This window comes from Pseudomonas pergaminensis (assembly GCF_024112395.2).
Taxonomy (GTDB): domain Bacteria; phylum Pseudomonadota; class Gammaproteobacteria; order Pseudomonadales; family Pseudomonadaceae; genus Aquipseudomonas; species Aquipseudomonas pergaminensis.
This window is the reverse complement of record NZ_CP078013.2, coordinates 1,594,380-1,608,315: the sequence shown is the minus strand read 5'-3', so window position 1 is coordinate 1,608,315 and position 13,936 is coordinate 1,594,380. Positions and strand designations below refer to the sequence as shown.

General features: G+C 60.4%; 17 protein-coding genes, 1 tRNA gene and 2 pseudogenes. 10 read left to right on the top strand and 10 right to left on the bottom strand.

The window, feature by feature from the left end:
- The first annotated feature begins 39 nt into the window (after window positions 1–39).
- The 3 genes from KUA23_RS07250 (at window position 40) to KUA23_RS07240 (ending at window position 1,154) form a co-directional block, all read left to right on the top strand.
- Window positions 40–113 (top strand) — tRNA-Gly (locus KUA23_RS07250).
- Between the two features lie 187 nt (window positions 114–300).
- A complete protein-coding gene (locus tag KUA23_RS07245) occupies window positions 301–825 on the top strand; it encodes a DUF3833 domain-containing protein (protein WP_078047325.1) in 525 nt (174 codons plus the stop codon).
- A gap of 23 nt (window positions 826–848) precedes the next feature.
- Window positions 849–1,154, top strand: coding sequence for a DUF6482 family protein (locus KUA23_RS07240; RefSeq protein WP_078047324.1), 306 nt, complete (start codon window positions 849–851; stop codon window positions 1,152–1,154).
- 178 nt (window positions 1,155–1,332) lie between these two features.
- On the opposite strand, the gene KUA23_RS07235 is transcribed toward KUA23_RS07240, so the two are convergent.
- On the bottom strand, window positions 1,333–1,590 hold the full coding sequence (locus KUA23_RS07235) for a hypothetical protein (RefSeq protein ID WP_252993647.1): 258 nt from the start codon (window positions 1,588–1,590) through the stop codon (window positions 1,333–1,335).
- Between KUA23_RS07235 and KUA23_RS07230 the strand changes: the two genes are divergently transcribed.
- Both KUA23_RS07230 and KUA23_RS07225 read left to right on the top strand, forming a co-directional pair.
- Complete coding sequence (locus tag KUA23_RS07230) at window positions 1,534–1,758, top strand: type II toxin-antitoxin system ParD family antitoxin (RefSeq protein ID WP_252994260.1); 225 nt, start codon at window positions 1,534–1,536, stop codon at window positions 1,756–1,758. The two genes, KUA23_RS07235 and KUA23_RS07230, sit on opposite strands and share 57 nt — an antisense overlap.
- 88 nt (window positions 1,759–1,846) lie before the next feature.
- Window positions 1,847–2,041, top strand: a pseudogene (locus KUA23_RS07225) (type II toxin-antitoxin system RelE/ParE family toxin); the annotation flags it as partial.
- A gap of 9 nt (window positions 2,042–2,050) precedes the next feature.
- On the opposite strand, the gene KUA23_RS07220 reads toward KUA23_RS07225, so the two are convergent.
- Entirely contained in the window at window positions 2,051–3,244 is a 1,194-nt protein-coding gene (locus KUA23_RS07220) for an MFS transporter (protein WP_252993646.1), read from the bottom strand.
- On the bottom strand, window positions 3,241–4,404 hold the full coding sequence (locus tag KUA23_RS07215; RefSeq protein ID WP_078047321.1) for an MFS transporter: 1,164 nt from the start codon (window positions 4,402–4,404) through the stop codon (window positions 3,241–3,243). The genes KUA23_RS07220 and KUA23_RS07215 overlap by 4 nt, the downstream gene beginning before the upstream one ends.
- Window positions 4,405–4,499: 95 nt before the next feature.
- On the opposite strand from KUA23_RS07215, the gene KUA23_RS07210 reads away from it, so the two are divergent.
- The 4 genes and pseudogenes from KUA23_RS07210 to KUA23_RS07200 all read left to right on the top strand — a co-directional run bounded on the left by KUA23_RS07210 (window position 4,500) and on the right by KUA23_RS07200 (window position 7,001).
- Complete coding sequence (locus KUA23_RS07210) at window positions 4,500–5,387, top strand: LysR family transcriptional regulator (protein WP_078047320.1); 888 nt, start codon at window positions 4,500–4,502, stop codon at window positions 5,385–5,387.
- Window positions 5,388–5,468: pseudogene (locus tag KUA23_RS30240) on the top strand (type II toxin-antitoxin system HicB family antitoxin); the annotation flags it as partial.
- Between the two features lie 493 nt (window positions 5,469–5,961).
- Window positions 5,962–6,462 (top strand): methylated-DNA--[protein]-cysteine S-methyltransferase, encoded by a 501-nt coding sequence (locus KUA23_RS07205; protein ID WP_099492519.1) that lies wholly within the window; start codon window positions 5,962–5,964, stop codon window positions 6,460–6,462.
- A gap of 113 nt (window positions 6,463–6,575) precedes the next feature.
- Window positions 6,576–7,001: a low affinity iron permease family protein gene (locus KUA23_RS07200; protein ID WP_252993645.1), complete on the top strand. Its 426-nt coding sequence runs from the start codon at window positions 6,576–6,578 to the stop codon at window positions 6,999–7,001.
- 54 nt (window positions 7,002–7,055) lie between these two features.
- On the opposite strand, the gene KUA23_RS07195 is transcribed toward KUA23_RS07200, so the two are convergent.
- From KUA23_RS07195 to KUA23_RS07180, 4 genes are all read right to left on the bottom strand, one after another.
- The gene (locus KUA23_RS07195; RefSeq protein ID WP_005785958.1) at window positions 7,056–7,583 is read right to left on the bottom strand and encodes a DUF4142 domain-containing protein; all 528 of its coding nucleotides are present in this window, start codon (window positions 7,581–7,583) and stop codon (window positions 7,056–7,058) included.
- 119 nt (window positions 7,584–7,702) lie between these two features.
- A complete protein-coding gene (locus KUA23_RS07190; RefSeq protein ID WP_099492518.1) occupies window positions 7,703–8,344 on the bottom strand; it encodes a LysE family translocator in 642 nt (213 codons plus the stop codon).
- Window positions 8,345–8,398: 54 nt separating this feature from the next.
- On the bottom strand, window positions 8,399–8,809 hold the full coding sequence (fos, locus tag KUA23_RS07185) for a fosfomycin resistance glutathione transferase (protein WP_252993644.1): 411 nt from the start codon (window positions 8,807–8,809) through the stop codon (window positions 8,399–8,401).
- Window positions 8,810–8,824: 15 nt separating this feature from the next.
- Window positions 8,825–9,742: a LysR family transcriptional regulator gene (locus tag KUA23_RS07180; RefSeq protein WP_252993643.1), complete on the bottom strand. Its 918-nt coding sequence runs from the start codon at window positions 9,740–9,742 to the stop codon at window positions 8,825–8,827.
- 77 nt (window positions 9,743–9,819) lie between these two features.
- Between KUA23_RS07180 and KUA23_RS07175 the strand changes: the two genes are divergently transcribed.
- The gene (locus tag KUA23_RS07175; RefSeq protein ID WP_252993642.1) at window positions 9,820–10,308 is read left to right on the top strand and encodes a DMT family transporter; all 489 of its coding nucleotides are present in this window, start codon (window positions 9,820–9,822) and stop codon (window positions 10,306–10,308) included.
- Here the strand turns inward: KUA23_RS07175 and KUA23_RS07170 are convergent, their stop codons facing one another.
- Genes KUA23_RS07170 through KUA23_RS07160 form a run of 3 tightly spaced genes read right to left on the bottom strand, consistent with a single transcriptional unit; the run spans window position 10,309 to window position 13,831 of the window.
- A complete protein-coding gene (locus tag KUA23_RS07170) occupies window positions 10,309–11,640 on the bottom strand; it encodes an MFS transporter (protein WP_078047312.1) in 1,332 nt (443 codons plus the stop codon).
- A 59-nt stretch (window positions 11,641–11,699) separates the two neighbouring features.
- Window positions 11,700–12,641 (bottom strand): hydroxymethylglutaryl-CoA lyase, encoded by a 942-nt coding sequence (locus tag KUA23_RS07165; RefSeq protein WP_078047311.1) that lies wholly within the window; start codon window positions 12,639–12,641, stop codon window positions 11,700–11,702.
- Window positions 12,638–13,831 (bottom strand): CaiB/BaiF CoA transferase family protein, encoded by a 1,194-nt coding sequence (locus KUA23_RS07160; protein ID WP_099492514.1) that lies wholly within the window; start codon window positions 13,829–13,831, stop codon window positions 12,638–12,640. Before KUA23_RS07160 ends, KUA23_RS07165 begins: the two co-directional genes overlap by 4 nt.
- Window positions 13,832–13,936: the final 105 nt, after the last annotated feature.

The window sequence follows — 13,936 nt, the reverse complement described above, 5'->3', positions numbered from 1 at the left end:
AATCCCGACGAACATCTGGTACAAAGTCAGCCGCTCTGAGCGGGTATAGTTTAATGGTAGAACAGTAGCTTCCCAAGCTTCCGACGAGGGTTCGATTCCCTCTACCCGCTCCACTCAAATTCGCGTTCTGTGTCAGGTTGTTTTTGACGGCGGATGCAAAAAAAACCGGTCCTTTGAGGCCGGTTTTTTTATGGCTGCGATTTAAGACGCCGATCATTCGCGTCGCCCACACCTATACAAATCAATATTTTTGTACAAGTATTACTCCAACGCGCTGAGGCACGATCAAGGAGCCGAGCAATGACACGTCTACTGGTTTCATTGTTGCTGGTATTGAGCTTGAGCAATTGCGCCAACGTAGGCGTCGAGCACTACGCCGACCAGCAGCCGCAGTTGGACCTGGAGCGGTTCTTCAGCAAGCCCGTCAAGGCCTGGGGGATTTTCCAGAAGCGCTCGGGCGAAGTGGCCAAGCGCTTTGAAGTGAACATCGCCAGCCGACGCGAGGGTAATGCCTTGATTCTCGACGAACGCTTCCTGTACAGCGACGGCACGCGACAACAGCGGGTGTGGACACTGACACCGGATGGCCCGGGGCGCTGGCGCGGTCGGGCGGGTGATGTGGTTGGCGAGGCCATTGGCGAAGTGGCGGGTAACGCACTGCGTTGGCGCTACCGGCTCAACCTACCCGTGGACGGTTCCGTCTATGAGGTGAGCTTTGATGACTGGATGTACCTGATGGACGAAGACACCCTGATCAACCGCTCCAGCATGACCAAGTTCGGCGTCGAATGGGGCCAGGTCACGTTGTTCTTTCGTCGCCAGTGAATGACCCACAGCAGGAGTGAATCATGAATTTGCACAGGCTGACTGAACTGGCAGTAAATGGAGAAATTCGCGAGCTGCAGCTGCTGTCGCTGGAGGGTGGATTCTATATCGCGCGTATCAGGCTGGATCATGTCGAGATGACGTTGCTGGACGATGACAACCAGCCATTGCGCATCCGTTCCACCACGCATTTACGCAACCTGTTGCAACGGGTTCCGCCGTTTCCCTGTGTGCTGGTGCAGCACTGTGTGCACGATGAAATGTGCGGTGTTCGGGAAGGCCCGGTTGGCGCATTGCGGATTCCGTTTACGCTGGAGTCATGCGTTTAAGGCTGTGCATGTCTCGGCTCCCCCTATGGTATGGGCAGCCTGGGAAGACACGCCTTAAACAGGCCACCCATAGCGAACAGCTCAGACTAGTCTGATCCTCGTGTAGGCAATGCCGCAAGACCTGCACCCGCCCTTTGCACAGCCAGAAACCACCTGCAATTCCAAGTAATACACCCCTTTAAAGACCATTTGAAATCATCCCACCGTTCGCATCATCCTGCTGAACCTCATCGAAGCAAGAACCCAAGAAAATACCTTCGGCATCGGCCCACAGTGACACGCCGATCATCCAGGTACGCGATTTCGCACCAATAGTATGATAGCGCTCGCTGTCACTCTTTGGACTGGAGGCGCTCCCATGGGAACCGTATGAAAAACCATCACTGTTACTGACCAGCAAGACGGCTGGATCAAAGCGCAGATAGAAACGGGTCATTACACCAATGACAGTGAATACATCCGCGATTTGATAAGGTGTGAACAAGAGCGCAGCGCTGAAATTGAATCAATCCGCGCAGCGTTGAAGGAGGGTGAGTCCAGCGGCGAACCTCGTTTATTCAACCCCGATGAGTTCAAGAGAAGAATGTTAAAGACATATGACTGAATACCGTCTTACACCTGCGGCAGAGTGTGATCTTGAAAACATTTGGATTTACAGCGCTCAGACGTAAAGCGTAGAACAGGCTAACCGCTATATAGACATTCTGACGAAAGCGTTCGAGCAGTTGGCGCAGCAGCCAAGGATTGCCCCAGCCTGCAACGAGATACGCACGGGATACCGCCACTATTGCCTTGAAAGAAATACGCTCTATTTTCGGATCGTCCCGTATGGGATTGAGATCGCTCGTATCCTGCATGATCGAATGGATAGATTACTCATTTTGTAATTGCGCGCGTCAACCCGGCTCATTCGTTCCCCGCTGCACCACCCACGCCAACGGCAACGTCACCAACAACACCCCCGCCAATACCGTCACGGCCACCGGTACGCCCAGCGTATCCCCCACCCCGCCAAACACCACCGGCGCCAGCGCACCGCCACCAATCGTGCCGGTGTAGAACACCGCAAATGCCTGCTCCCGCTTACCTCCACCCGCCAGGTCAGGCACGGCGCCGTACAACACCGACGACGTGCCATTGAGCACCAGTCCCAGCAGCGGCAACATCACCATCAGCGCGGTCAGCGGCACATACACCGCAGCGACGATCAGCAAGGCCGTGCTGCTTTCCGTCAGCCACACCGTCCTCATCATGCCGATGCGCGCGCCCAGGTAGCCGCACAATAACTTGCCGAACGCGCCACCAATAAACAGCAGGGTCAGGGCCAGGCCAATACCGGCCGTGCCCGCCCCTTTGGCTTGCAGCAAAAACGGCAGGAAGGTGAGAAAACCCATGCGCACGGCGCTGTCGAGAGTGCCAGTGAGGATCAATGCGCGCAGACCGCTGACAGAGCCGACTCCGGTAGAGGACTTGGTTTTTTGGGTCGCCACCGAGGCGTCCGGCTGGCTGGGAATCAACCACCACAACAGCCCCGCCGCCGCCAACCCCAACAACCCGAGAAGCGTAGCACTGGCGCGCCAACTGATGACCGTGAGCAACAAGCCGACCAGACCGGGAACCAGGGTCTTGCCAATGTCACCGGCGAAGTTGTACTGGGACAAAGCCTGCTTGATGCCGCCACCGTCCTCGTAAGCATCGCTGATCATCGAGGATGCCAGCGGGTGTTGCGTGCTTGCCCCCAAGCCGCCCAGCAAAAGCGCCAGCAGTAACATCACCAGTCCAGTGGCTTGACCCGCCACTAGATAAGCCGCACCGGCGAGCGCGGTTCCGCCAACCAGCAGCGGTACACGGCCCCAGCGTTTTGCCGCGCGGCTGGCCATAAGCTGGAATACGGCCATCATTCCTGAATAGGCCCCGCGCAGAAGTCCAACCTGGGCGTAGGACAGCGCGAACTGCGTCTGCCAGATCGGCAGCAGCACGTAGATGACGTCGGTAAGGCCATCATGCACGGCGTGGGCGCTGCAGCCAGCGATCAGCGTGCGGCGACGGGTTGACGAGGCGGGGGCGGGCACGGCGACGGTGTCGTTCATGGTGTCGGGATCAGTTCAGGTTTAGGGGGCTTCCAGCCGGTCAGGGCGATCAGCAAGGTCAGTATTTGGAAGGTGATAATCAGCACCACACACCCGGCCCAGCCCCAGCGCTCCCAGATCAACGCCGGGACAATCGCACCGCAACTGCCCCCCAGGTAATAGCACGTGAGGTACACGCCCACGGCGCCGGCCTTGTTGTCGCGGGCGGTAGCGGCGGTGAAGGCGTTGGCCGCCGCCTGGGCGAGAAACACACCAGTGGAACTGAGGGCCAGGCCCACCACGATGCACCACAACGAGGGCACCAGTGTCAGCGCTGAGCCGCTGATGCCGAGCACCGCGGCCACGCTCAGCAGTTCAGCGTGAGGTCGGGATTTGCTGAGGCGTCCGGCGATGGGAATCACGATGAGCGCCAGCAAGAACACCATGTAAAGCGTGCCCAACGCCGCAGGCCCGAGGTTGAATGGCGGTAATCCCAGGTACAAACCTGCGTAGGTAAACGCTGCAACTTGAGAGAACAACACGCAAAAACCGACAGCGTAAGCCGCCAGCAAGGGCTTGCGAAAAACGACCGAGAATGAGGACTGAACCCTCACCGAGCGCACACGACTGACAGGCAACAGGAATTGAATAAACCCACCCACCATCAGGCTCAGCACTGCCAGCAATTCAAAGGCTTCGCGCCAGCCTACGTATTCAGTCATCACCCCTGTGACAAAGCGCCCGGCGAACCCACCCAGCACCGTACCCGCCACATACAGGCTGGTGACCTCCGTTACCGTGCCGCCGCTCCAGCGGTCGCCGATATAGGCCACGCTGGTGGCAAACACCACCGGGATCAACATGCCTTCGACAAATCGCCACACCAGCACTTCGGCAAAGCTGTCGGCATAGGCGGTCATCAAGGCCGGCACCGCCAGCAGCAAGGCCGCCACGCTGATCACCGTGCGTTGCTCGAAACGGCCGGTCAGCCGGCTGACAAACGGCGCAGTGATCGCCACGGCCAGCGTCGTTACGGTGATGCTCCACCCCGCTGCCTTGGCGCTGATGTGAAACTGCGCGGCAAACGTCTGGAGAATGCTCTGGGTGGCATACAGGTTGAGGAACGCCGCGCAGCCACACAGGAACAGGGCAAGACGGGCACAATGCAGGCGCGGTTTCATGAAACCTCTCGTTTTATTTTGTGAGGTCTTTATAGAATGGCCGGCGGGTCCTGAACCAATACCGATTTCGGACCGATCAATACCCAAGGACCAGGATGCTCGACCTACGCAAGCTGCGTTACTTTCTGACGGTCGCTGAAGAACTGCACTTCGGCCGCGCCGCCATTCGCCTGCACCTGGCACAGCCGCCGCTGACGCGGCAGATCTCGGCGCTGGAAACGGAGTTGGGCTTCAAGCTGTTTGATCGCACCAGCCGCAGCGTCACCCTCACCGCCCAGGGCCGATCGTTCCTGCCCTACGCACGCAGCGTGCTGGAGCAGGTGGAATTGGCGCAGGTCATCGCCGGGAAGCTGGCGGCGGGCACTGCGGGGCAACTGGCACTGGGGTATGTCAGCTCGATCGCCCTGTCGGATTTGTTCAGCCAGGCGATCCAGGCATTTTCCCAGCGGTTTCCCGATGTGCAGTTGACCCTGGTGGAATGCGCCTCCGGCAGCCTGGGCGCGCACGTTGCGGACGGGCGGCTGGATATCGGGCTCAGTCGCCTGCTGCCACAGGGCGAAGAGGTGCATGCGCTGTCCCTGGGCGAAGAGCGCTTGGTGGCCGCCGTTTCCAGCGACAGCCCGCTGGCCCGTCAACCCAGCATCAACCTGGCGCAGCTGAGTGCCTACCCGTTGATTTTATTCCCAGCCGATTATGGCTCGGGGCTCAACCAGTCCATCGAACAGCTTTACCGCCACCACGGCCAGCCATTACGCCCAGGCCCGACCGGGCGTCAGATCACATCGATCATTGCGCTGGTGGCGGCCGGGCAAGGGGTGGCGTTGGTGCCGGCGTGTACGCAGAGCCTGATGAATAAAGGCGTGACTTACCGGCCGTTGGTGGAGGGGGATGCGTGTGCGCAATTGTTGGTGCTGACCCGGGCTGAAACAAAAAGTGTGCTAGTTGATGAGTTTCTCGCCGTCATTGCACAGATCGATGAATAGGTACTGCACCACCCGGAAGAAAAAAGCCGTTTGGGGTTCCTGGCGTCGGCAGCGCTGAAAGTGCTTCAGCAGGAACATTGATTAAGCCTATCCCTACAGGAACAAGAATATTCGCCTATCACTATGGGATACGCCTTCCCCAAAAACAGGACAACCCAGAATGCTCCCGCGCGGACAAAAAACGTCGAGGCCGGTCTTTAGAAAAGTCGTGGGGCTGGTGCTGATCATTCCACTGCTGGCCCCACTGATACCCTTGCCCCCCATAGGTCTCGGACGCCTTGTATCAATAGCGACCGTTGCCGGGTCCATCTATGGCGCGTGGTACGCAAGGCAGCATGCCAGTCGAGGTCTGACAATCGGCGCGACCATCATCGCTCTACTCAACCTTGGCTCACTGGTCGCATTGTCGACGCCCTCGATAGTCTGGTTTATCTTCCAGGTCTCCTGGGTCTATGGGTCGGGCAATTGGATTCACTGGCGTTTTTAGCCGCGTGGAACTCCATCGCAAGAAACAGGGTTCCCCCACGGTTTACAACACGGACAGTGACGCCATACAGCGTCAAGGATCAGGCCCATGCCCTACGAATACAAACTCATGCCCTCCCCCGTCGGCCAACTGACCCTGGTGGCGCGCAACGGCAAACTCGGCGCCATCCTGTGGGAAACCGAGCGCGCCAACCGTGTGCGTTTGGGTGAATTGCGCGAGGCCAATGACAGCCCGGTGCTGCTGGAAACCGAACGCCAGTTGCAGGAATACTTCGCCGGTACGCGCAACCAGTTCGAGCTGGAGTTGGACTTTTCCGGCACCGACTTCCAGAAGCGGGTCTGGCAGGCACTGCTGACGATTCCTTTCGGCGAGACCCGCAGTTACAGCCAGATCGCACAGCAGATCGGCAACCCGAAAGCCGTGCGCGCGGTGGGCGCCGCCAATGGGCGTAACCCGATATCGATCATTGCACCGTGCCACCGGGTAATCGGCGCGTCGGGCGGGTTGACCGGGTTTGCCGGGGGGCTGGAAGCCAAGCAGTATTTGCTCGCGCTGGAGGGCACGGGCCAAGCGGAGTTGGCCTTCTGAGGTAGCCGACGACAAAAACGTACAACTTTGTTCACCCAGCCAAATGTAAAAAGAAATTTCAAAGATTCCCTGCGGTCCATTAATTCATCACCTCTTCCAAAGGAAAAACGGTCATGAAATTCTCCGCAGTCTCCCAATCCCTGTCCCGTTGGGCGGGCAGCCCACGCACGTTCTACGCGGCGGTGGCGTTGATCCTGGCGTGGAGCCTGAGCGGGCCGTATTTCCACTACAACGACACCTGGCAGCTGATCATCAATACCTCGACCACCATCATCACGTTCCTGATGGTGTTCCTGATCCAGAACACGCAGAACCGCGACAACGACATCCTGCATATCAAGATTGATGAGCTGCTGCGCGTGTCCAAGGATGCACAGAATGCCGTGCTGAGCCTGGACGGGCTCGACCGTAAAGAACTCGAGAAACTGCGCAAGGAATACTGCAGCATCGGTGCGACGGGGAGCGTCAGCCTCAACAGCAGTTGCGGCGAGCACGCCGACGATGCTGCGCAGATCAAGACCGATTTGAACCAGGCATGAAAAAACGGCGGTTGGAGAAGCACCAACCGCCGTTTTTCAGTTCAGGTGACAGGCTCAACCGTCGCCTTGATGACCCTTGCCGTAGGTCGATGCCAATGCACGGGCTTTCTGCAGACGCTCTTCCAACTTGGGCAGCGTCTCATCCACCAGGGCTTTTATTTCTGGCACATCCGACGCTGCACCTTCCTTTTTGAACAGGGCGATGGCGTCCTCGTTTTCCTTGACCTGTTGCGCCGTGTAGGCCGCATCAAAGGAGTCGCCGTCCTTGAGTTCGGGCATCAGGGTTTCGGCTTTGTCGACGATCTTCTCGCGCGGCGCGACAGGCAGGTCGAGCTTCTTGGCGATGGCCGCCAGGTGCTGGTTGGCCAGGGTGCGCTCGTTGATCACCTCGATGGTGTAGTCCTTGATTTCCTGGGACGAGGTCTTGGCGTGGGCCATGCGACTGGTTTCGATATCGGCCATGCCTTTGGCCGAAGCCTGCTCGATGAATTCAGCAGGCGACTGGGCGAAAGCATTGCTGGCGCCGAGGCCCAGCAGCATCGCGAAACTGGCGGTGCGTAACCGGATAGCCATGCGGCTCATGATGGGTTCCTCCAGGGTAAAAATAGGTGCGGGGGAACACACCCCGCCCTCAATTCGAATTTTCAGGGCGGCAAAGGTTTAGAAAAAACTCGCCAGTGCGACGAACGGTCATCATCAAATCAGGCGGGTTTGCTGCCAAACAGGCCTGGCAATGCATGCGCTAGAGCGTTGATGGCGAAACCGATAAACATCACCCCGCAGAGTCTGGTGATCAGGATTTCATGGCGTTGATACACCGTGCGCACCCGTTGGGCACCGACCACACCGATCAGGATCGCGTAGGCCAGCAGCCCGCCGACAAAGCTCAGGAAGATCAGCGACGGTAGCATCGACCAAGTCAGCAACTCGGCACGGCTGGACAGCAACGCCGTGAATGTCGCCACCGCCACCGGGTACGCCTTGGGGTTGGTCAGGCCAAACACGATGCCATGCCAGAACGGATGCCGTGCAGCCCCTTGAGGCGCATCGCTGCTGCGGCGCTGGGTTCGGATCGCGCGCCAGCCAAGCCAGAACAAATACAGGCCACTGAGCACACCAAGCACATCAAACGCACTGCTGCCCACTTCCCGCGCGCCAACGATGGCGATCAGCGCTGTCGAGCACCACACCACGTCTCCCAGCAGGTGCCCGCACAGGAACCCTGCGCCGGCACGCCGGCCACGGGCGGCGCCGATGCCGAACACGGCCAACACCCCCGGCCCCGGCGTAATACCGTAGATAAAACCTGAAGCAAGCACGGCGAGCAGCAAGGATGGGGTCATGGGCGTGACTCAGACAGAGGGTTGAACAGTGAAGGGATTCTGCACGTTCCCGTGCTACGGGTAAAACTTCATTCCGGCATAGGGCTTGGCGCGACACGCTTGCAACCGCGAGGCCAGGTCGCCGACATGGGCTTCGAGCTTGTGGCCGTCCGGGTCGAGAAAATAGAACGAGGCACCTTCACTGCGGTTGTCGCGCCACTCCTGCACATCGCCCGCACGCAGGCGTGCCACCAGTGCACTGAAATCATCTGCAGCCACTGTGAACGCGTAATGGGTGTAGTCGGCCGCCGGCTGCGCAGTGCGCAATGGATCGAGCGACAAACATAACCACAGGCTCGGTAGCGAGAGGTAGGCGCCGGCGTCCCAGGTGGCGTCAAGTTGAAGTTGCAACAGTTGATGATAGAAGCGGACGCTGCGATCCAAATCGGTGACAGCGAGGGTGAGGTGGTTGAAGCCAGAAAGCATGGTGTTGTTTTCCTGTCAGCGGTGGCCTTTGGACAATACACCCTGCACCTGCCCAATTAACCACTGCAACCCCGAATCCCCTCCCCGGCGTGCGTGCCACGCCAATTCAAACGCAAACGATGGAATATGAAAGGGCGGCGGTACGGCCAGCAAGTGCTGGTGATCAATATTCAGCAAGCCACGCGTCGAGACGGTGAGGATCAGGTCGGTGCCTTGGATCAACTGCGGCGCTACGCCCCAGTGCGGCAGGCTGATTGCTACGTGTCGACGTTCACGAATCGCCGTCAGTGCCCGCTCGATTTCCGGTGTGCCGCTGCCACGCATTTCCAACAAGACATGGGGCCGTGACAGGTAGGTGGACAGATCCAATGTGCCGCTTGGCGACAGGCTGTTGCGGTCCACCAGGCAGATGTAGTGCTCGTCGAACAACGGCGTAGTACGCAGTTCTGCGGGCATGTCGGGGAAGACCCCCGCCGCCAGGTCAAGGTCGCCATTGAGCACACCTTCCACCATGCCTTCACGGCTGGCCTGGATAATTTGCAGATCGATACCTGGCGCTTCACCGCGCAGCATCCGCACCAGGTCGGGTAGGAAAATCGCCGCACTGTAGTCAGACATCGCCACACGAAACCTGCGTTTGGCCGACGCCGGGTCAAAGCGATTTGGCGCCAACAGGGCCTGCACCTGCGCCAGGGCCTCAGCCAGTGGCGCGGCCAACTCCAGCGCGCGAACCGTCGGCACCAGGCTACCGCCCTGGCGCACCAGCAGCGGGTCACCCAGCAGGTCACGCAAACGCGCCAGCGCATGGCTGACCGCCGGCTGGCTCAGGTGCAAGCGCTCGGCGGCACGGGTGACGTGTTGCTCGGTGAGCAAGGCGTCGAGGATCACCAGCAGGTTGAGGTCGATGCGGCGCAGATCATTCATCAGCTGCATGCTCGGCATAAGAACTTGGAATTTAAATTTGCGCGACGAATAGCCTAGAGTCCAGCAAAACCTCTGGGAGAGTGGACATGACGACATTGCATTGGGTGGGCCTGTTGGCGCTGGCGGTCGTCGCCGGGGCGGTGGTGCCGTTTCAAAGTGCGATCAACGCCAACCTCGGGCGCGGGCTCGGTCATCCGTTGTGGGCCACCCTGGCGTCACTGCTGGTGAGCATCATCGTGTTGCTGCCAGTGATTCTGGCCATGCGCTTGCCATTGCCAAGCCTGGCGTTTATCAGTCAGGCGCCGTTGTGGATGTGGGCCGGCGGCGCGTTTGGCGTGTGCTTTATTTCCCTGGCGTTGATGCTGCTCCCCAAACTGGGCGCGTCGGGGTTTATCGCGCTGGCCATGGCCGGGCAGATTCTGGCCTCGTTGGTGCTGGATCACTTCGGCCTGTTCGGTCTGGTGGAGCGCCAACTGACAACGCCCCGTGTACTGGGGGCGTTGTTGTTGATGGGCGGGGTGGCATTGATTCAGTTCAGCGCCACACCGGCCCGAGCGTTGGCCGCCGCTGGCTGATCAGCCTTTATCGAGCGTACGCAGTTTTTGCGGCAGGCCCCACAGCAGCAGCGCCGCCGCCAACAGCGCGCACACGCCGATCACATACAGCGCCGGGGTGGTGCTGCCGGTGAGGTCCTTGATGCGTCCCACCATCACCGGGCTGACAATGCCACCGAACTGCCCGAGGGTATTGATCACCGCAATACCGCCCGCGGCGCCTGCCCCGGCGCCGGCCAGCAACTTGGGTGGCAGGGTCCAGAAGGTCGGGATCGAGGCGATGATGCCCGCGCCCAGCATGCCCAGGGCAATAATCAGAAAGGTCGTGTGGTCGGCGAAAATGCCGGCACTGAAGAAGCCCACTGCCCCCAGCACCACTAGGCCGCAGACAAACTTGCGCCGCTCGCCGGTGGCATCCGACAGCCGCCCGATCACCACCATGCTGATCGCGCCGCACACATAAGGAATCGCCGTGAGCAGGCCGATCATCACCGGGCTCTGGGTACCGGCGCTGCGGATCAATTGCGGCGCCCAGAAGTTGAGGCCGTAGGACGCCACCTGGATCAGGAAGTAGATGAAGCCGAGCATCAGGAACCCAGGAATGCGGATTGCTGACAGCAGCGAGCCCCCGTGCTGGTTCGGCTCATGCTTGGCGATGCGACTGGCCAGCAAGGTTTTCTCCGCGGGTGTCAGCCAATGGGCATCTTCGATGCGGTCCTTGAGCAGCGTCAGCACCAGGAAGCCCAGGCCGATGCACGGCAAGCCGCCGAGCAGGAACAGCCAATGCCAGCCGCGCATCTGCAACACGCCGTCGAGGTGCTCCAGCACCAAGCCGGAGAACGGTGCGCCCACCAGGCCGGCAAAGGCCGACGCCAGGAACAGCATCGACGTGATGCGCCCACGGAAGTGCTGCGGGAACCACAACGTCAGGTAATACAGCACGCCGGGCGCAAAACCTGCCTCCATTGCGCCGATCAGGAAGCGCAGCACATAGAACTGCCATTCTGCCGTGACAAACACCATGGCTGCCGTCGCCAGCCCCCACGACATCATGATCCGCGCAATCCAGCGCCGCGCGCCGACCTTGTACAGCATCATGTTGCTTGGCACTTCGAAGATCACGTATCCCACCACGAACAACCCGGCGCCCAGGCCATAGGCGGTGTCGCTCAGGCTTAGGTCCGCTTGCAACTGGAACTTGGCAAAGCTGATGTTGATACGGTCAAAAAACGCGAACAGGTAGCACACCATGATCAGTGGCATCAGGCGCCAGGCGACCTTGCTGACCAGGGCTTTTTCGGCATCGATTTCAGCAGCCGGGCGCGCGCCGGCCTCCAACGTATTAGTGCTCATGGTTTCTCTCCAGCGGGCTGCTCACAGGCGCCCGATTGTTTTTGTTGTCTGGTGCGGTGCTACAGCGTGGCGATGTAGGCCGGCGGCGGATGCAGGTCGCCATTGCGCCCGGCCTTGGCCACCTGGCCAGGCAGTTCATGGCCCAACAGGGCCGGCAGACGGCGGGACATGTGCAGCAGGTGCGGCAGGTCGATGCCGGTGTGAATCCCGACCTCTTCGCACAGGTTGACCAAATCTTCAGTGCAGATATTGCCCGACGCCCCCGGTGCGAACGGGCAGCCGCCCAAACCGCCGAGCGCCGCGTCAAATCGACGGGCACCGGCCTCATAAGCGGCCAGCACGTTGCATAAACCCAGGCCGCGGGTGTTGTGAAAATGCAGGGTCAGGTCGCTGGCGGATACGCGCTGCAACACGCGCTTGACCAGGCGTTCCACTTGGCGTGGATTGGCCATGCCCGTGGTGTCGGCCAGGCTGATGCCCTGGATGCCCAGTTCAAGGTAAGCGTCAACGAATTGCAGCACGCGGTCTTCATCGATCTTGCCTTCAAACGGGCAACCGAACGTGGTGGCGATGCTGCCGTTGAGCCTCACAGGGTGGTCGGCGGCAACGCTGACGATCTCGCCAAACGCCGCCAACGACGCTTCACAGCGCATGCGCATATTGGCCAGGTTGTGGGTCTGGCTGGCGGACATCACCAGGTTCAGCTCGTCGGCACGGGATTCGATGGCACGCAGGGCGCCCTTGAGATTGGGGATCAGTGCGACATAGATAACACCCGGCTTGCGTTGGATGCCCTGGAACACTTGCTCGCCATCGCGCAATGCCGGAATGGCCTTGGGCGAGACGAACGAACCGGCTTCGATCCGTGAAAAACCGGCCAGGGAAAGCTGGTCGATCAAGGCGATCTTGTCCGCCGTTGCGACCCAGGTCGGCTCGATTTGCAGGCCGTCACGCGGGGACACTTCCTGCACGATCAGCGGGTCTGAATAGTCGGTGATCATTGCACCACTCCCGAGGTTTTCAGGCGTTGGATATCGGCGCCGGCCAGGCCCAGGCTGCCAAGAATTTCGTCGGTGTGTTGCCCCAGGGACGGGCCCTGCCAGTTCACGCCGCCAGGGGTGTCCGAGAGTTTGGGCACGATGCCGGGCATCTTCACCGACACACCGCCAGGCAACTCGGCATTGAGCAACATGTCACGCGCCTGGTAGTGCGGGTCACTGACGATATCCGCGACGGAGTAGATGCGCCCCGCCGGTACCTCTGCGGCTTCAAGCGCGCCGAGCACGTGATCGATGGGCAGGCTGCTGGTCCAGTGGGTGATCGCGGCGTCGAGCAGACCGCTTTGGGCGGCGCGCCCATCGTTGTGGGCAAACTCGGGCGCTTCGGCCAGGTCGGCGCGACCAATAGTGTGCATCAGGCGCTTGTAGATCGGGTCACTGTTGCCGGCGATCACCACGTAGGCACCGTCGGCTGTCAGGTAGGTGTTGGAGGGCGCAATGCCCGGCAAGGCACCGCCGCTGCGTTCGCGCACATGGCCAAGCATGTCGTATTCCGGCACCAGGCTTTCCATCAGGTTGAACACGCTCTCGGCCAGCGACACATCGACAATCTGCCCGTCGCCCTGCCCCGTCTTGACCCGCAGCAGCGACATCAGCGCGCCGATCACACCGTGCAACGACGCCAGGGAATCGCCCAGGCTCACGCCGACCCGCGCCGGTGGCGAGTTGGGGTTGCCAGTGGTGTAGCGGATACCGCCCATGGCCTCGCCGATGGCACCAAAGCCAGGGCGGTCGCGATACGGGCCGGTCTGGCCGTAACCGGAGATGCGCACCAACGTCAGCTTGGGGTTGAGAGCGTGCAGCACGTCCCAGCCGAGGCCGAGTTTCTCCAGGCCGCCGGGGCGCAGGTTTTCAATCAGCACGTCGGCGTCACCGAGCAATTGCTTGATCAGGTCCAGGCCTTCGGGCGACTTGAGATCCAGCGCCAGGGACTTTTTGTTACGCGATTGCAGGTACCACCACAGCGACGTGCCTTCGTGCAGCTTTCGCCATTTGCGAAGCGGGTCACCTTGGCCCATGGCCTCGATCTTGATCACCTCGGCGCCAAACTCGCCCATCAACCGGGCGGCGAACGGCGCGGCAATCAGGGTGCCGATCTCGATCACCTTGATACCGCTCAAAGGAGCCGTCATGGGGTGTACCTCTTATTCTTGGAATGTGACGCCAAGACTAGAGGGCAGGTGCAGGATAAATCCAACCGTCAGTTGGCAAGGAGCGTTCGCCAAACGCGAACACAT